Below are 16219 nucleotides of genomic sequence, written 5' to 3'. Positions count from 1 at the left end.
ACTTACTTGCCGCCCGGCTAGCTCACTACACTGGGAAGGTAGACGTGTCACTAGCCGGGCGTCAAGCAAGTTTCCGCGGTAGCGCGAGGAGTACGAGGATGGGCGGCACCATGGACGGCACCAAGCAGCAGCGCCGCGGCAACACCCGCCAGCGCATCCAGGACGTGGCCCTCGAACTCTTCGCGGAGCAGGGGTACGAGAAGACTTCTCTGCGCGAGATCGCCGAGCGTCTCGACGTCACCAAGGCGGCCCTGTATTACCACTTCAAGACGAAGGAAGAGATCATCGTCAGTCTCTTCGAGGATCTGACGAAACCGATCGAGGACCTGATCGAGTGGGGCCGGGAGCAGCCGAGCACCCTGGAGACCAAGCAGGAGATCGTCCGCCGCTACAGCCAGGCGCTGGCCGGTGCCGAACCGCTCTTCCGCTTCATGCAGGAGAACCAGGCGACGGTGCGGGAACTGCGCATCGGCGAGACCTTCAAGGACCGGCTGCGCGGCTTCAGGGACATCCTCATCGACCCCGAGGCGCCGCTCGTGGAGCAGGTCCGCTGCGTCAGCGCGATGTTCACGCTGCACGCCGGGATGTTCGCGATGCAGGACCTGGAAGACGACCTCGAGAAGCGGCGCATGGCCGTTCTCGAGGTCGCCGTGGACCTGGTCACGCAGGCGCACGAGCGCGCCCGCGGGAAGGACTAGGTCAGACCGTCACGCCCTTGGCGCGCAGGAACGCGACCGGGTCGACGGCGGAGCCGTAGTTCGGGGTCGTACGGATCTCGAAGTGCAGGTGCGGGCCCGTGGAGTTGCCGGTGGAGCCGGACAGGGCGATGTGCTGGCCGGTCTTGACGATCTGGCCGACCTTGACGTCGACCCGGGACAGGTGCGCGTACTGCGAGTAGGTGCCGTTGCCGTGCTTGACGACGATGGCGTTGCCGTACGCGGGGCCGTCACCGGCGCCGTTGGGGCCGGCCTTGACGACGGTGCCGCCGTGCGCGGCGATGACCTCGGTGCCGGTCGGCACGGCGAAGTCCTGGCCGCTGTGCTTGGCGACCCAGTGGCCGCCGGCCTGGGCGAAGCTCGCGGAGAGCGTGTACTTCTTCACCGGGTCGACCCAGGAGGCGGCGGACGGTGCCGCGGCGCTCGCGGCCCCGGCCCCCAGCACGGCCGTGGCGCCGATTCCGGCAGCCAGGACGGCCACGCGGGTGCGGAGCGGGGACGTACGGGAAGAACGGGACGTAACGCGCTGGATCATCGAAACCTCGTGGACTCGGGAGCGGGTCGGCCACCCGGCGCAGAGACGTTCACCGGGGCGGCCATCCCTTGGTAACCGAGCAGCCCATAAACCCCAAAACCCCCCATCTACGGCATCCGCTAGTAGATGACCGTAAAGTCAATCCCTTTCTTGACAGCCCCACCCCTTATCCGTCCGGGCCCCGACGACGTCGTTCTTTCCCGTGAGACTCCGGGACAAAGGTCATTGTTTCGTCCCTTTTGTCCACCTGGCAGATCCCACTATCAGGGCTAGTACCGGACATTTCGCCTGTGCGGCTTATCACCGGCCATACAAACCCGCGATCACTGAAATGTGACGCAGGCCTCTAGGCGCCTACCGTCCGGTAACCCTACGGTTCCTCTCGCGCCATCCTCACCTCAGATCATGCCCCTGACATTCAGGCACGCGTACGGACGTGAGAGGACCCCCACCGATGACCAGACGCCCCTGGGCGCGCCGCACAACCGTGACCGCCGTCTCCGTGGCCGCCCTGGCCGCGATGGCCGCCCCGGCCCAGGCCGCGACCACGAGCAGCTCCTCCCCGAAGGTCGACCGCACCACCTGGCAGAAGGACTGCCAGACGGTGATGGACCAGGCCCTGCCCTATCTGAAGGAACGCATCGCCGCCGCCAAGCCGGGAGAGAAGCAGGCGATCGTCTTCGACATCGACAACACCACCCTGGAGACCGACTTCGGTTTCAGCTTCCCGCAGCCGGCCAACAAGCCCGTCCTGAACGTCGCCGAGTACGCCCAGGAGCACGGCGTCTCCCTCTTCTTCGTCACGGCCCGCCCGGGCATCATCTACTGGCCCACCGAGTACAACCTCGAACACGACGGCTACGACGTCTCCGGCCTCTACGTCCGCGGCCTCTTCGACCTCTTCAAGGACGTCGCCGCCTACAAGACCGCCCAGCGCGTCGACATCGAGAACAACGGCTACACGATCATCGCGAACATCGGCAACAGCGCCACCGACCTTTCGGGCGGCCACGCCGAAAAGACGTTCAAACTGCCGGACTACGACGGGCAGTTGTCGTAGGCCGGCGCTTTTCAGACATGCGAAGGGGCCGGTGCCCGAAAGCACCGGCCCCATCCCCGGCCGTTCGGCCGTGACGCTTACGCGTCCTTGCTCAGGTTCGGCCCGGCACCGCCGGCCGCCTGCTCGATCGGCGGGACGTCCGGCAGCGCCGACTTCTCCTCACCCCGGAAGGTGAAGGTCTGGGCGTCGCCCTCGCCCTCGGTGTCCACGACCACGATGTGACCGGGGCGCAGCTCGCCGAAGAGGATTTTCTCCGAGAGCGTGTCCTCGATCTCGCGCTGGATCGTGCGGCGCAGCGGCCGGGCGCCCAGCACCGGGTCGTAGCCCTTCTTGGACAGCAGCTCCTTGGCGGACTGGGACAGCTCGATGCCCATGTCCCGGTCCTTCAGGCGCTCGTCCACCTTGCCGACCATCAGGTCGACGATCCGCAGGATGTCCGCCTGCGTCAGCTGCGGGAAGACGACCACATCGTCGACGCGGTTGAGGAACTCGGGGCGGAAGTGCTGCTTCAGCTCGTCCGACACCTTGTTCTTCATGCGTTCGTAGTTGGTCTTCGTGTCACCCGCGGCCGCGAAGCCGAGGTTGAAGCCCTTGGAGATGTCCCGGGTGCCGAGGTTGGTCGTCATGATGATGACCGTGTTCTTGAAGTCCACGACCCGGCCCTGGGAGTCGGTCAGGCGACCGTCCTCCAGGATCTGCAGCAGCGAGTTGAAGATGTCCGGGTGGGCCTTCTCGACCTCGTCGAAGAGGACGACGGAGAACGGCTTGCGGCGGACCTTCTCGGTCAGCTGGCCACCCTCTTCGTAGCCCACGTAGCCGGGGGGCGAACCGAAGAGACGCGACACCGTGTGCTTCTCGCTGAACTCCGACATGTCGAGGGAGATCAGCGCGTCCTCGTCACCGAAGAGGAACTCGGCGAGCGCCTTGGACAGCTCGGTCTTACCCACGCCGGACGGGCCGGCGAAGATGAACGAGCCACCGGGACGCTTCGGGTCCTTCAGACCGGCGCGCGTACGGCGGATCGCCTTCGACAGCGCCTTGACGGCGTCGTTCTGGCCGATGACCCGCTTGTGCAGCTCGTCCTCCATGCGGAGCAGGCGGCTGGACTCCTCCTCGGTCAGCTTGAAGACCGGGATACCCGTGGCCGTGGCGAGGACCTCGGCGATCAGCTCGCCGTCGACCTCGGCGACGACGTCCATGTCGCCGGCCTTCCACTCCTTCTCCCGCTTGGCCTTGGCGGCCAGGAGCTGCTTCTCCTTGTCGCGCAGGGAGGCGGCCTTCTCGAAGTCCTGCGAGTCGATCGCGGACTCCTTGTCGCGGCGGACACCGGCGATCTTCTCGTCGAACTCGCGCAGGTCCGGCGGAGCGGTCATCCGGCGGATGCGCATCCGGGAACCGGCCTCGTCGATCAGGTCGATCGCCTTGTCGGGAAGGAAGCGGTCCGAGATGTACCGGTCGGCCAGGGTGGCCGCCTGCACCAGCGCCTCGTCGGTGATGGAGACACGGTGGTGCGCCTCGTATCGGTCGCGCAGGCCCTTGAGGATCTCGATCGTGTGCGGCAGGGACGGCTCGGCGACCTGGATGGGCTGGAAGCGGCGCTCCAGGGCCGCGTCCTTCTCCAGGTGCTTGCGGTACTCGTCCAGCGTGGTCGCACCGATGGTCTGCAGCTCACCGCGGGCCAGCATCGGCTTCAGGATGGAGGCCGCGTCGATGGCGCCCTCGGCGGCACCCGCACCGACCAGCGTGTGCAGCTCGTCGATGAACAGGATGATGTCGCCGCGGGTGCGGATCTCCTTGAGCACCTTCTTCAGGCGCTCCTCGAAGTCACCGCGGTAGCGGGAGCCGGCGACCAGCGCGCCGAGGTCCAGCGTGTAGAGGTGCTTGTCCTTGAGGGTCTCGGGCACCTCGCCCTTGACGATGGCCTGGGCGAGGCCCTCGACGACGGCGGTCTTGCCGACGCCGGGCTCACCGATCAGAACCGGGTTGTTCTTGGTACGGCGGGACAGCACCTGCATGACCCGCTCGATCTCCTTCTCGCGCCCGATGACCGGGTCGAGCTTGGACTCACGAGCGGCCTGGGTGAGGTTCCGGCCGAACTGGTCCAGGACGAGAGAGGTCGAGGGTGTGCCCTCGGCCGGGCCGCCCGCGGCGGCGGTCTCCTTGCCCTGGTAACCGGAGAGCAGCTGGATGACCTGCTGCCGCACCCGGTTGAGGTCTGCGCCCAGCTTGACCAGGACCTGGGCGGCGACGCCCTCGCCCTCACGGATCAGGCCGAGCAGGATGTGCTCCGTGCCGATGTAGTTGTGGCCCAGCTGAAGGGCCTCGCGGAGCGACAGCTCCAGGACCTTCTTGGCACGGGGGGTGAAGGGGATGTGGCCGGACGGGGCCTGCTGGCCCTGACCGATGATCTCCTCCACCTGCTGGCGGACCGCCTCAAGCGAAATGCCGAGGCTCTCCAGGGCCTTAGCGGCGACACCTTCGCCCTCGTGGATGAGACCCAGGAGGATGTGCTCGGTGCCGATGTAGTTGTGGTTGAGCATCCGGGCTTCTTCCTGAGCCAGGACGACAACCCGCCGCGCGCGGTCGGTGAACCTCTCGAACATCGTTAATCGCTCCTCAGAGCGGTCAGGCAGTGGGGGGAACTTCCCCTCCCTGTCCTTCCGCAGCTTAGTCCCGCAAGCGGGGACCGCTCATTCCAACTGCCGACACCGTCGATGGCCTCCTGACCCCGAACGCCGACATCTGCTCCAACCCGATGGTGCGAGACGATGTTCCCGCAGGCCAGGCAGTTACCCCACTCGCCAGTACGCCGATGGCGAACGTGAGACGGCCCGTCCTGCGTCTCGCCCCCTCCCACTAGGCATGTCTTACCCGCAGGGACTGACACTCCATGCCGCGCGCACCGGTTCCCTCCGCTATGGGCGAACAACCTTGCGTCTCCCCCGCGCCTCACGGGCACCTTTTTCCGGCACACTTCGCACACGTCAGAGCACTCAGCGTAACCTGCCGCCTGCTTCGGCGGTTGCACCTGGCATGGCTGGCTCGGCCCCCGTGACGCCCTCCGAGACCCGTACGGTCCCCCTCCCCCGTCGGCTCCTGGATCCCGAACCGGAACCACCCGGTGCTCTTCCGGCCGGCCCGGATGCCCGGGCCCGGCACTGGTACGAGAACGATCTGGGCTGGGCGACAGTGCCCGGACGTCCGCTACGGCTGCTCACCGGAGTGCGGTTCGACGTCCTGGACGTGCCGGCCGAGGCGGGCGCGGGTGCGCTCCGGCATCTCGCACCGGGCTCTCCGGTGGCCCTGCGGGGGGACCGGATGAGGCTGCTGGTGGCCGACGGCAGCGCGGAGGAGCTGCCGGGGCTGCTGGAGTGGCTGGAGTGGAGCGCCGTCCCCCTCGACCTGCGGGTCCTGGGAGCGGGCGACAGCATGGCCGCACCGGTGTCCCCGATCGCGCCCGCGGCGTCCGTCGGCGGCGCCGATGCGCGGCGTGCCGGTTCCGCACAGGGGGCCGCCGTATGGCTGCGGCCCCCCGGTCAGGGATGCGAGGTCGAGGCCTCGCTGCCGGCGCTGCCGGCCGTGGGGCGCGAGGGGAGCGCCCCCGATCTCGTACGACTGGTGGACACGGTGGCAGCGCAGTGCCACCGAATCCGGCTTCGGCGCGCCTGCGCCGGACTGCCCGCCTGCCGACGGGGTCGGCCGTCGGCGTCCCGGTAGGCGGCGCGGAATCAGGCGTTGGCCTTCTCGTAGGCCTCGCGGATGGACGCGGGAACACGGCCGCGGTCGTTGACCTCGTAACCGTTCTCCTTCGCCCAGGCGCGGATCGCCGCGGTGTCCTGGTTGCCGCCGGAAGCGGCACGTGCCTTTCCACGCCCGCCCGAAGCACGGCCCCCGGTACGACGGCCACCCTTCACATACGGGTCGAGAAGGCCGCGCAGCTTGTCCGCATTGGCAGTCGTGAGATCGATCTCGTACGTCTTGCCGTCCAGCGCGAACGTCACGGTCTCGTCCGCCTCGCCGCCGTCGAGGTCGTCGACAAGAAGGACCTGAACCTTCTGTGCCACCGGATTTCCTTTCATCGAAAACGTTCAGGGTCAGGGGGTGTGTGGCGTCCGCCGTTTCGCCGCCCCTGTTATATGCAGTACTGCAGTACGTCGGAAAGCAAACCGCTTTTGCCGGAAAAACACAAACCCCTGGGAGAGACCCACTGGACCGACTCCGCCCGGAAACATACGCGTTTCGGACATAGGGCACCGGGGCAATGACGATCACAGATGCAGAAGCATCCGGCTGTTGCCCAAGGTGTTCGGTTTCACTCGTTCGAGACCGAGGAACTCCGCGACGCCCTCGTCATAGGAACGCAACAGCTCCGCGTACACATCGGTGTCGACCGGCGTCTCGCCGATCTCCACGAAGCCGTGCTTCCCGAAGAAGTCGACTTCGAAGGTCAGGCAGAAAACCCGGCGAACGCCGAGCCAGCGCGCGGTCTGCAGCAACTTCTCCAGCAACTGATGGCCGACCCCGGCGCCCTTGAGGCCGGGCTTCACCGCCAGAGTGCGGACTTCCGCGAGGTCCTCCCACATGACGTGCAGCGCACCGCAGCCGACCACCTCGGCGTTGTCGTCGCGTTCCGCGACCCAGAACTCCTGGATGTCCTCGTAAAGCGTGACCGTGGCTTTGTCGAGCAGGATGCGACCGCGGACGTAGGCGTCGAGGAGGCGGCGTACGGCAGGGACATCGCTGGTCCGGGCCCGTCGGACGGTGATGGCTTTTGCGGAGACTTCGGGGCGCTCTGCTGACATGAGCGGACGCTATCGCCCGTCGCCGCCCTCTGCCGAGCCGGGGTTCTCCTCTTGCCGGGCTTCGCGGGGTTCCTGTCGCCGAGCCACCTGTTGCGGAGCCTCCGGCCGGCGTTCGGGGGCTTCCCGGGTTTCTTCCGGGCCCTGGACGATGCGTACGGCGTCCCTGAGGGCGTGACGCTGTTCCTCGCTCATCATCCCGAAGAAGGCGACGAGAGCGGCGGCCGGGTTGTCGCTCTGCGACCAGGCGTCGTTCATCAGGGCGGCGGCGTACGCGGCTCGCGTGGAGACGGCCTCATATCGATAGGCCCGCCCTTCCGCCTCGCGGCGTACCCAGCCCTTCTGATGGAGATTGTCCAAAACGGTCATCACGGTGGTGTACGCGATGGAGCGTTCCTGCTGCAGGTCTTCCAGGACTTCCCGAACGGTCACCGGGCGGTTCCACTTCCACACCCGCGTCATGACCGCGTCTTCGAGTTCTCCCAATGGGCGAGGCACAACTCAGAACAATAGTGGGAGATCCCGGCAATGGCGCACCGGACGTGCGCTAAGCCGATGAATGCGAACAAAAAGGGCGTACGACTCGAAGGGTGCCGGATGCCGTGGAGGCGTTGGGGTGCGCGGAAACGCGCACCGGCGAGGGGCGCCCCGACGGGCGCCGCCCGGCTCAGGCCTTGCCGCCGCCGGGGGTGGCCTGGCGCGCACCCTCCGCGCGCGCGAGTACGGCGTCGACGGCCGCGTCCTCCTTGGCCTTGGCGGCCCCGCCCTGGGTCTTCACGATCACCCTGACCACACCGACGAAGAACGCGGCCATGACGACCGGGGGCACGAGCGCGGAGACGTAGTCCATGCCCACCAGAGTAGCCACGGAGGGACGGCCGAAAGGGCCGGGGTACAGGAGAACACCCGAACAAGCCCTCCCGCGCGCGCCGACCCAGCCCTCCCACCCCGACACGCGCCGTCCGGCCCCGGCCACCCACAGGACGACGAGCCAGCGGGCCCGATGACGCCGGGGTCGCCGGGGTCGCCGGGGTCGCCGGGGTCGCCGGGGGAGTGATGGGCGAGACCGATCGAGCGACGGTCGGCCGGGGATCGGGCGGGGTCGGCCGGGGACGGGGGATTCCCGACCAACCCACCCGCGACGACACACCGGGCCAACCGCCCACGCTCCCGCCCGGGACGAGGCGCCGGGACCATCACTCGGCCGTACGCCGCGGTGAGACGCCCGGCCTCTCGTCGCGATCCTTCCGGCCGCGGTGCGCGCCCTCCCCTCACCGGCCGGGAGCCGCCATCGGCACTTGCGCTCCACTGGGGCCACCCGCACCCGGCTACGGAAGTCGCACGGGTGGTGCGGTTGGGACATCGAACCCGGCCGGAGGCCGGAGGCTCAGCCGGCGGCCAGCCGGCGGCTCACGGCCGCATCCGCCGGCGGCTCCGGCTTGCGGCGCGGAAACACCTCCCCCGGCGTGGGGATGGGCCGCTTCGGCGTGGCCGGCTCGGGAGCGGGCCGCCCCGGAGGGTTCGGTGCGGGCTTGGGAGCAGGCTTCTGAGCGGGTTTCGGCGATTCCCCGGCCTGCCGCACGCCGGCGCCTCCCGCACCGCCGGGAAGGGCCGTCAGGCGGGTGCGAGAGGGCGGTACGGCGGGGGCCGGGACCTCGCGCGCGCCCTGCGCGAACCGGGCCCGTACGTCCTGCTCGGCCAGCGCCTGGCAGCGGTCCAGCAGGGCAGCCGCCGCAGGGTTGCCACGCAGTGCCCGGAGAGCGGCGAGATCGTCCGGTGTCGGCCGGTGCCCCGCGCCCAGCGCCTCCTCCAGGAGGGCGAGATAGCCGACGGCGGTGCCCGGCAGGGCCGCGCGGTACCGCCCGAGGTCGGCCACCAGGAAGGCGCGCAGTCTGGCCCCCTCGCACATCGCCTCGTCGAGCGACTCGGCGAGGCGGAAGCAGTCCTGGACGTCCTCGGCGGACGCTTGGCCGGGCTGAAGGGCGAGGGCGAGGGCGCGGCGGAGCACACGCAGCTCCTCCGCACCGAACGCCATGCCGCCGCGGGATCCGTATGGCGTGGGCATGCGGCGACGGTACCGCTAATCGGACAAAAGTGACGGACCGGGATGTTGTGTCGCCGCGTGTCGTTTCCGGGTTTCGCTCGACCGGGGTCACGCGCGAGCCGGCGCCCGGAGGACGCCGGTCACCTCACAGACGCGACACGTTCCGCTCGTACACCAGGCGCAGCCCGATCAGCGTCAGCCACGGCTGGTGCTCGTCGATCACCGAGGACTCCCCCAGCACCATCGGCGCGAGTCCGCCCGTGGCGATCACCGTCACGTCGTCCGGGTCGTCGGCCAGCTCCCGTGCCATCCGGCTGACGACCCCGTCGACCTGCCCGGCGAACCCGTACACGATGCCCGCCTGCATGGCCTCGACGGTGTTCTTGCCGATCACGCTGCGCGGCCGGGCCACCTCGATCTTCCGCAGTTGCGCGGCCTTGACGCCCAGGGCCTCCACCGAGATCTCGATGCCGGGCGCGATGACCCCGCCGACGTACTCGCCGCGCGCGCTGACCGCGTCGAAGGTCGTGGCCGTGCCGAAGTCGACCACGATCGCCGGACCGCCGTAGAGCTCGTTCGCCGCGACCGCGTTGATGATCCGGTCGGCGCCGACCTCCTTGGGGTTGTCGAACTGGATCGGCACGCCCGTCTTCACGCCCGGCTCGACCAGTACCGCGGGCACGTCGCCGTAGTACCGCCGGGTGACCTCGCGCAGCTCGTGCAGGACCGAGGGGACGGTCGCGCAGATCGCGATGCCGTCGATGCCGTCGCCCAGTTCCTCGCCGAGCAGCGGATGCATGCCCATCAGGCCCTGGAGCAGGACCGCCAGCTCGTCCGCCGTGCGGCGCGCGTCCGTGGAGATGCGCCAGTGCTCGACGATGTCCTCGCCGTCGAACAGGCCGAGGACGGTGTGCGTGTTGCCGACGTCGATCGTGAGCAGCATGGCCGTTACTCCGCCTCGCGCAGGTCGAGGCCGATGTCCAGGATCGGCGAGGAGTGGGTGAGCGCGCCGACGGCCAGGAAGTCCACGCCGGTGCCGGCATACGCGGGCGCGTTGTCCAGGGTGAGCCGGCCGGAGGCCTCCAGCAGGGCCCGGCCGCCGACGATACCGACGGCCTCCGCGCACTCGCCGGGCGTGAAGTTGTCCAGCAGGATCAGGTCGGCGCCCGCGTCCACGACCTCGCGCAACTGGTGCAGGGTGTCGACCTCGACCTCGATCGGCACCTCCGGGAAGGCGTCCCGTACGGCCTTGAAGGCCTGCGCGACGCCGCCGGCGGCGACCACGTGGTTGTCCTTCACCAGGGCGGCGTCGGACAGCGACATGCGGTGGTTGACGCCCCCGCCGCAGCGCACGGCGAACTTCTCCAGCGAACGCAGGCCCGGGGTCGTCTTCCGGGTGTCCCGCACGCGCGCCTTGGTGCCCTCGAGGGCGTCCGCCCACGCGCGCGTGGCGGTCGCGATACCGGACAGGCGGCACAGGATGTTCAGCGCGCTGCGCTCGGCGGTGAGCAGGTCACGCGTGCGCGTGGTGACCGACAGCAGCTTCTGCCCGGCCTCGATCCGGTCGCCGTCCTCGACGTGCCGCTCGACCTCGAACTCGTCCGTGCAGACCACGGAGAGCACGGCTTCGGCGACCCTCAGGCCGGCCACGACGCCCGCCTCGCGCGCGGTGAAGTCGGCGGTGGCCACCGCGTCCTCGGGGATGGTCGACACGGTGGTCACGTCCACACCGCCGTCCAGGTCCTCCTGGATGGCGACGTTGGCGATGTCCTCGACCTCGACGGGGTCGAGCCCGGCTGCGGCCAGCAGCTCGGCGAGCGCGGGGTCGAGCCCGCACTCCAGGTACTCCTCGTCCCCCTCGGCGCCGCAGGCGCAGCCGTCGCCGCAGCCGCCGGTCGAGGCGAGGGGAAGGTCGTCGGTGCTCACTTGTTCTGCTCCTGGGGGCGCTGGGACTGCCGGGTGGGCCGGGTCGGGGGGAAGTCGGTGGTGTCGGTGGTGCGTACGGCCAGCGACCGGTCCGGGTTGAGCCGTACGACGATGTGGCGCCGCCAGTCGGTGTCGTCGCGCTCGGCGCGGTCCTCGCGCCAGTGGCAGCCGCGGGTCTCCTCGCGCAGCCGGGCGGCGGCGACCAGGACGCGGGCCACGCACAGGAGGTTGGTGGCCTCCCAGGTGTCGACGCCCGGTTCGGCGGTCTTGCCGTTCTCGTCGAGCGCGTCGCGGGCCGCGGTGTGCAGCCGCTGGAGCTGGTCCGCGGCCTTGGCGAGGGACTCCTCGGAGCGCAGTACGCCGGCGCCCTCGGTCATGATCCGCTGGATGGCGAACCGCGACTCGGGGGCGAGCAGCGGGTGCGCGGGCCTCTCGGGGTCCGGGACGGGGACGGGCACGCGCGCGTGGAGGCCGTTTTCCGCACGGGCGGCGGCGATGTCGGCGGCGATGCGCTCGGCGTAGACGAGGCCTTCGAGGAGGGAGTTGGATGCGAGCCGGTTGGCGCCGTGCACGCCGGTGCAGGCGACCTCCCCGCACGCGTACAGCCCGGGGACGGTCGTACGTCCCTGCGCGTCGGTGCGGACGCCTCCGGAGGCGTAGTGGGCGGCCGGGGCGACCGGGACGGGCTCGGTGACCGGGTCGATGCCGTTGGCGCGGCAGGCGGCCAGGATGGTCGGGAAGCGCTGCTCCCACATCTCGGCACCGAAGTGCCGGGCGTCGAGGAACATGTGTTCGGCGTCCTGCTCCTGCATCCGCCGCGTGATGCCCTTGGCGACGATGTCCCGCGGCGCCAGCTCGGCCAGTTCGTGCTGGCCCACCATGAAGCGCACACCGTCGCCGTCGACCAGATGGGCGCCTTCGCCGCGCACCGCCTCGGAGACGAGCGGCTGCTGTCCTTCGGCGTCGGCGCCGAGGAACAGCACGGTCGGGTGGAACTGCACGAACTCCAGGTCGCTGACCTCCGCGCCCGCGCGCAACGCCAGCGCCACGCCGTCGCCGGTCGACACGGAGGGGTTGGTGGTCGCGGAGAAGACCTGGCCCATGCCGCCGGTCGCGAGGACCACGGCGGGGGCGTGCACGGCGCCCACGCCGTCGTGCTGGCCCTCGCCCATCACGTGCAGGGTGACGCCCGCGGTGCGACCCTCGGCGTCGGTGAGCAGGTCCAGGACCAGCGCGTTCTCGATGGTGCGCAGCCCACGCGCGCGTACGGCCTCAACGAGCGCCCGGGAGATCTCCGCGCCGGTCGCGTCGCCGCCCGCGTGCGCGATCCGGCGCCGGTGGTGGCCGCCCTCCCGGGTGAGCTGGATGCCGCCCTCGTCGTCGGTGTCGAAGTGGGCGCCGGTGGAGATCAGCCGCCGTACGGCGTCGGGGCCCTCGGTGACGAGGATCCGTACGGCCTCCTCGTCGCACAGGCCCGCGCCCGCCACCAGGGTGTCCTTGAGGTGCTGCTCGGGGGTGTCGCCCTCGCCGAGGGCGGCGGCGATGCCGCCCTGGGCCCAGCGGGTGGAGCCGTCGTCGAGGCGGGCCTTGGTGACCACGACCGTCGTGAGTCCCGCGGCCTCGCAGTTCAGGGCGGCGGTCAGACCGGCCACTCCGGAGCCGACGACGACCACGTCCGCGGAGATGGACCAGCCGGGGGCGGGTGCGTGCAGTCGTATGCCTGTGCTGGTCACGAGGCGGCTCCGAGGGATCCGAAGGTGAGAGGGAGGTTGTCGATCAACCGGGTGGTGCCCACCCGGGCGGCGACGGCGAGGACGGCTTCGCCGGTGAAGCCGGCGCCGATCTCGGTGAAGTCGGAGGGGTCCACCAGGGCGAGGTAGTCCAGCCGCAGCGGCGGGTCCAGGCGGGCGGCCTCGTCCAGGACCTGGCGGGCGGCGGCGCGGACGGCCGCCGGGCCGCCGGGCGCGGCGGTGGCCACCGCGTGCGCGTCGGCCGCCGCGCGGGACTCCCCGATGGCGCTCAGCGCCTCGGCACGTGCGCGCGTGGAGGGCACTTCCCGGGCCCGCGCGCGCAACGCCTCCTGCGCGGCGTGCCGGTCACGGCCCGCGAACAGCGCCCGGGACAGCGCGAGCGCGGTACGGCGCTCGTCGGGCGAGAGGTAGCGGTTGCGGCTGGACAGGGCGAGCCCGTCCTTCTCGCGCACGGTCGGAACGGCGACGATCTCCACGCCGAAGTTCAGGTCGCGCACCATGCGCCGGATCAGGGCCAGCTGCTGGGCGTCCTTCTGCCCGAACAGGGCCACGTCGGGACGGGTGAGGTGCAGCAGCTTGGCGACGACGGTGAGCATGCCGTCGAAGTGGCCGGGCCGCGAGGTGCCCTCCAGCCGCTCGCCCATGGGGCCCGCGGTGATGCGCACCTGGGGTTCGCCGCCCGGGTACACCTCGTCCACGGAGGGTGCGAACACGGCGTCCGCGCCCGCCTGCTCGGCGAGCTTCAGGTCGGCGTCGAGGGTGCGCGGGTAGCGGTCCAGGTCCTCGCCCGCGCCGAACTGCAGCGGGTTGACGAAGACCGTGACGACGACCTCGCCGTCCGGGCCGGCGATCTGCCGCGCGGTGCGGATCAGGGTCGCGTGGCCCTCGTGCAGCGCGCCCATGGTCATCACGACGGCCCGGCGACCGTGGCGCACACGCGCGTGCAGCTCTTCGGCAGTGCTCAGCAGGGCGGTGCTCATCGGTCGTTCCCCTCGGTGCCATCGGTGCCGTCGGTGCCGTCGGTGCCGTTCGGGTCACCGCTTCCGTCGGCGAGTACCCCGAGCAGGTCCTCGGCGAGTTCCGGCTTCAGCAGCCCGTGCGCGAGCGCCCGGTCGGCGGTCGCGCGCGCCATCGCCAGGTAGCCCGCCACGGTCTGCGGGGCGTGCCTGCGCAGCTCGGTGACGTGCGCGGCGACCGTACCGGCGTCTCCGCGCGCGACGGGACCGGTGAGGGCGGCGTCACCGGAGCGCAGGGCGTTGTCCAGGGCGGCGCCGAGCAGCGGGCCGAGCATCCGGTCGGGCGCCTCCACGCCGGCCGCGCGCAGCAGTTCCATGGCCTGGGCGACCAGGGTGACCAGGTGATTGGCGCCGAGCGCGAGGGCGGCGTGGTAGAGCGGACGGTTCTCCTCGCTGATCCACTCCGGCTCGCCGCCCATCTCGATGACCAGGGCCTCGGCGGCCAGGCGGAGCTCCTCGGGCGCGGTGACGCCGAAGGAGCAACCGGCAAGGCGCTGCACGTCCACGGGGGTGCCGGTGAAGGTCATCGCCGGGTGCAGGGCCAGCGGCAGCGCGCCCGCGCGCAGGGCGGGGTCGAGGACCTTCGTGCCGTACCGGCCGGAGGTGTGCACGAGCAGTTGCCCCGGCCGTACGGCACCGGTCTCGGCGAGCCCGGTGACCAGGCCGGGCAGGGCGTCGTCGGGGACGGTGAGCAGCACCAGGTCGGCACGCTGGAGGACCTCGGCGGGCGGTACCAGCGGCACGTCCGGGAGCATCGTCTCGGCCCGTTTGCGGGAGGCGTCGGAGACTCCGGAGACGGCCACCGGACGGTGCCCGGCGAGCTGAAGGGACGCGGCGAGCGCGGGGCCTACGCGTCCGGCGCCGACGACGCCGACGGTGAGCCGCGCGGGGCGGTCCTTGAGGTCTGGCTGGTGGACTGTACTCACGCGACGGCGGCCTTCCCGTTCCAGTCCGCTCCGGGTACCGGACGATGTACCGAACGATTTCTCGTCATGTTAACGCTATCCGGTCCGGGGCCGGTCGGTTGTCCACAGGCTGTGGGTTTCGCCACGCCTCCGGACCGGGGGCGCGGCGCGGAAATCCCGGTGCCCCCGCCGGTCCGGCACGGGATGATCCACGGCATGACCGACACGGCAGGACACGGCACCAGGCAGGCCGCGGAACGACCGGCACCGGAGCGGTTGCGGGAGCGGCGCGCGGCTGCCCAGCGGCAGGTACGGCGCACGCTGTCCCGCGGGGGCTGGCGGTCCACGATCCGCGAACGTCTCGCACATCTGACGGAGGCGGGGGCCGGGGTGTACGACCTGGACGAGCCGGCCGACGTCTACGGCGACCGGATCGTGGCCGCCCTGGAGGAGCGGGTCGCCGCGCTGCTCGGCACGGAGGCCGCCGCTTTCTTCCCGACGGGCACGATGGCCCAGCAGGTGGCCCTGCGCTGCTGGGCGGCCCGCACCGGCGACCCGACCGTGGCCCTGCATCCCCTGTCCCACCCGGAGGTGCACGAGCGGCACGCGTTCAGCCGAGTCAGTGGTCTGCGTCCGGTCAGGGTGGGCAGCGGACCCCGGCCGCCCACGGCGGCCGAGATACGCGACTTCGAGGAGCCCTTCGGGGCGCTGATGCTGGAACTGCCGCTGCGGGACGCCGGTTTCGTGCTTCCCACCTGGGAGGAGCTGACCGAGGTCGTCGAGGCGGCGCGGGAGCGCGACGCGGTCGTGCACTTCGACGGTGCGCGCCTGTGGGAGTGCACGGAGCACTTCGGGCGCCCTCTGGAGGAGATCGCGGGCCTGGCCGACAGCGTCTACGTGTCGTTCTACAAGTCCGTCGGCGGCTTCGGTGGCGCCGCGCTCGCCGGCCCGAAGACGCTGGTGGAGGAGGCGAAGACCTGGCGGCACCGGTACGGCGGCATGATCTTCCAGCAGTTCCCGACCGCACTGTCCGCGCTCATCGGCCTGGACCATGAGCTGCCACGGCTGCCCGAGTACGTACGTCACGCGCGCGTGGTGGCCTGCGCGCTGCGCGAGGGCTTCGCGGCCGGGGTGCCCTGGGCCCGCGTCCACCCGGAGGAGCCCCACACCCACGAGTTCCAGGTCTGGCTGCCGTACGAGCCGGACGTGGTGGCCGAGGCGGCCGTGCGCCAGGCCGAGGAGACCTCGGTGCTGCTCTTCGCGAACGCCTGGGACGCCGCAGGTCCCGGTATCGCGTTCACGGAGGTCGTCGTCCGTGCAGCGGGCCTGGAGTGGACGGCCGACGACGTCCGCACGGCGGTGCGGGACTTCGTGGACCGCCTGCCGGACAAGGCCTAGCCGCCGCACAAGACCCAGCCGAGCGCGCGTGGGCGCAGCCGGCGCTCCAGTCTCGGCCGGCCGCACCTC

The 16219-nt window shown here is 70.8% G+C and carries 16 protein-coding genes; 4 read left to right on the top strand and 12 right to left on the bottom strand.

Annotated elements, in window-relative coordinates:
• Positions 1-98: 98 nt before the first annotated feature.
• A complete protein-coding gene (locus ABZ079_RS28955; RefSeq protein WP_356942380.1) occupies positions 99-698 on the top strand; it encodes a helix-turn-helix domain-containing protein in 600 nt (199 codons plus the stop codon).
• Between the two features lies 1 nt (position 699).
• Here the strand turns inward: ABZ079_RS28955 and ABZ079_RS28950 are convergent, their stop codons facing one another.
• Positions 700-1251, bottom strand: a complete 552-nt coding sequence (locus tag ABZ079_RS28950; RefSeq protein WP_356942379.1) for a M23 family metallopeptidase — start codon at positions 1249-1251, stop codon at positions 700-702.
• A gap of 454 nt (positions 1252-1705) precedes the next feature.
• Between ABZ079_RS28950 and ABZ079_RS28945 the strand changes: the two genes are divergently transcribed.
• Positions 1706-2311 carry an HAD family acid phosphatase gene (locus ABZ079_RS28945; RefSeq protein ID WP_356942378.1) on the top strand — a complete coding sequence of 202 codons (606 nt, stop codon included), beginning with the start codon at positions 1706-1708 and terminating at the stop codon, positions 2309-2311.
• Positions 2312-2388: 77 nt separating this feature from the next.
• Here the strand turns inward: ABZ079_RS28945 and ABZ079_RS28940 are convergent, their stop codons facing one another.
• Positions 2389-4914, bottom strand: coding sequence for an ATP-dependent Clp protease ATP-binding subunit (locus ABZ079_RS28940; protein WP_356942377.1), 2526 nt, complete (start codon positions 4912-4914; stop codon positions 2389-2391).
• 430 nt (positions 4915-5344) lie between these two features.
• Here ABZ079_RS28940 and ABZ079_RS28935 point away from each other — a divergent pair, with 430 nt between their 5' ends.
• Positions 5345-6028 (top strand): SCO3374 family protein, encoded by a 684-nt coding sequence (locus ABZ079_RS28935; protein ID WP_356942376.1) that lies wholly within the window; start codon positions 5345-5347, stop codon positions 6026-6028.
• Positions 6029-6039: 11 nt separating this feature from the next.
• On the opposite strand, the gene ABZ079_RS28930 is transcribed toward ABZ079_RS28935, so the two are convergent.
• The 10 genes from ABZ079_RS28930 to ABZ079_RS28885 all read right to left on the bottom strand — a co-directional run bounded on the left by ABZ079_RS28930 (position 6040) and on the right by ABZ079_RS28885 (position 14773).
• Positions 6040-6375, bottom strand: a complete 336-nt coding sequence (locus tag ABZ079_RS28930) for an Lsr2 family protein (RefSeq protein ID WP_356942375.1) — start codon at positions 6373-6375, stop codon at positions 6040-6042.
• Positions 6376-6579: 204 nt separating this feature from the next.
• Positions 6580-7113 (bottom strand): amino-acid N-acetyltransferase, encoded by a 534-nt coding sequence (locus ABZ079_RS28925; protein ID WP_356942374.1) that lies wholly within the window; start codon positions 7111-7113, stop codon positions 6580-6582.
• A gap of 9 nt (positions 7114-7122) precedes the next feature.
• Complete coding sequence (locus ABZ079_RS28920) at positions 7123-7596, bottom strand: BlaI/MecI/CopY family transcriptional regulator (RefSeq protein WP_356942373.1); 474 nt, start codon at positions 7594-7596, stop codon at positions 7123-7125.
• Positions 7597-7777: 181 nt separating this feature from the next.
• Positions 7778-7960, bottom strand: a complete 183-nt coding sequence (locus ABZ079_RS28915) for a hypothetical protein (RefSeq protein ID WP_356942372.1) — start codon at positions 7958-7960, stop codon at positions 7778-7780.
• A 537-nt stretch (positions 7961-8497) separates the two neighbouring features.
• On the bottom strand, positions 8498-9145 hold the full coding sequence (locus tag ABZ079_RS28910) for a hypothetical protein (protein ID WP_356942413.1): 648 nt from the start codon (positions 9143-9145) through the stop codon (positions 8498-8500).
• A 154-nt stretch (positions 9146-9299) separates the two neighbouring features.
• Positions 9300-10097 carry a type III pantothenate kinase gene (locus ABZ079_RS28905; RefSeq protein ID WP_356942371.1) on the bottom strand — a complete coding sequence of 266 codons (798 nt, stop codon included), beginning with the start codon at positions 10095-10097 and terminating at the stop codon, positions 9300-9302.
• 5 nt (positions 10098-10102) lie between these two features.
• Complete coding sequence (nadC, locus tag ABZ079_RS28900; RefSeq protein ID WP_356942370.1) at positions 10103-11080, bottom strand: carboxylating nicotinate-nucleotide diphosphorylase; 978 nt, start codon at positions 11078-11080, stop codon at positions 10103-10105.
• Positions 11077-12813 (bottom strand): L-aspartate oxidase, encoded by a 1737-nt coding sequence (locus ABZ079_RS28895; protein WP_356942369.1) that lies wholly within the window; start codon positions 12811-12813, stop codon positions 11077-11079. The genes nadC and ABZ079_RS28895 overlap by 4 nt, the downstream gene beginning before the upstream one ends.
• Complete coding sequence (gene panC / locus ABZ079_RS28890) at positions 12810-13811, bottom strand: pantoate--beta-alanine ligase (RefSeq protein WP_356942368.1); 1002 nt, start codon at positions 13809-13811, stop codon at positions 12810-12812. Before panC ends, ABZ079_RS28895 begins: the two co-directional genes overlap by 4 nt.
• Positions 13808-14773, bottom strand: a complete 966-nt coding sequence (locus tag ABZ079_RS28885) for a DUF2520 domain-containing protein (protein WP_356942367.1) — start codon at positions 14771-14773, stop codon at positions 13808-13810. Before ABZ079_RS28885 ends, panC begins: the two co-directional genes overlap by 4 nt.
• A 195-nt stretch (positions 14774-14968) precedes the next feature.
• Here ABZ079_RS28885 and ABZ079_RS28880 point away from each other — a divergent pair, with 195 nt between their 5' ends.
• Positions 14969-16150, top strand: a complete 1182-nt coding sequence (locus tag ABZ079_RS28880; protein ID WP_356942366.1) for a beta-eliminating lyase-related protein — start codon at positions 14969-14971, stop codon at positions 16148-16150.
• Positions 16151-16219 lie beyond the last annotated feature (69 nt).

The sequence above is a fragment of the Streptomyces sp. NPDC006314 genome, assembly GCF_040613075.1.
GTDB lineage: Bacteria > Actinomycetota > Actinomycetes > Streptomycetales > Streptomycetaceae > Streptomyces.
The sequence above is the reverse complement of the archived record's forward strand: the minus strand, read 5'-3'. Positions and strand labels throughout refer to the sequence as shown.

Coding starts and splice junctions, on each gene's coding strand:
- ABZ079_RS28925 (WP_356942374.1), bottom strand. CDS start 7,113: ATGTCAGCAGAGCGCCCCGAAGTCTCCGCAAAAGCCATCACCGTCCGA.
- ABZ079_RS28935 (WP_356942376.1), top strand. CDS start 5,345: ATGGCTGGCTCGGCCCCCGTGACGCCCTCCGAGACCCGTACGGTCCCC.
- ABZ079_RS28940 (WP_356942377.1), bottom strand. CDS start 4,914: ATGTTCGAGAGGTTCACCGACCGCGCGCGGCGGGTTGTCGTCCTGGCT.
- ABZ079_RS28955 (WP_356942380.1), top strand. CDS start 99: ATGGGCGGCACCATGGACGGCACCAAGCAGCAGCGCCGCGGCAACACC.
- ABZ079_RS28910 (WP_356942413.1), bottom strand. CDS start 9,145: ATGGCGTTCGGTGCGGAGGAGCTGCGTGTGCTCCGCCGCGCCCTCGCC.
- ABZ079_RS28905 (WP_356942371.1), bottom strand. CDS start 10,097: ATGCTGCTCACGATCGACGTCGGCAACACGCACACCGTCCTCGGCCTG.
- ABZ079_RS28880 (WP_356942366.1), top strand. CDS start 14,969: ATGACCGACACGGCAGGACACGGCACCAGGCAGGCCGCGGAACGACCG.
- ABZ079_RS28945 (WP_356942378.1), top strand. CDS start 1,706: ATGACCAGACGCCCCTGGGCGCGCCGCACAACCGTGACCGCCGTCTCC.
- ABZ079_RS28915 (WP_356942372.1), bottom strand. CDS start 7,960: ATGGACTACGTCTCCGCGCTCGTGCCCCCGGTCGTCATGGCCGCGTTC.
- ABZ079_RS28950 (WP_356942379.1), bottom strand. CDS start 1,251: ATGATCCAGCGCGTTACGTCCCGTTCTTCCCGTACGTCCCCGCTCCGC.
- panC (WP_356942368.1), bottom strand. CDS start 13,811: ATGAGCACCGCCCTGCTGAGCACTGCCGAAGAGCTGCACGCGCGTGTG.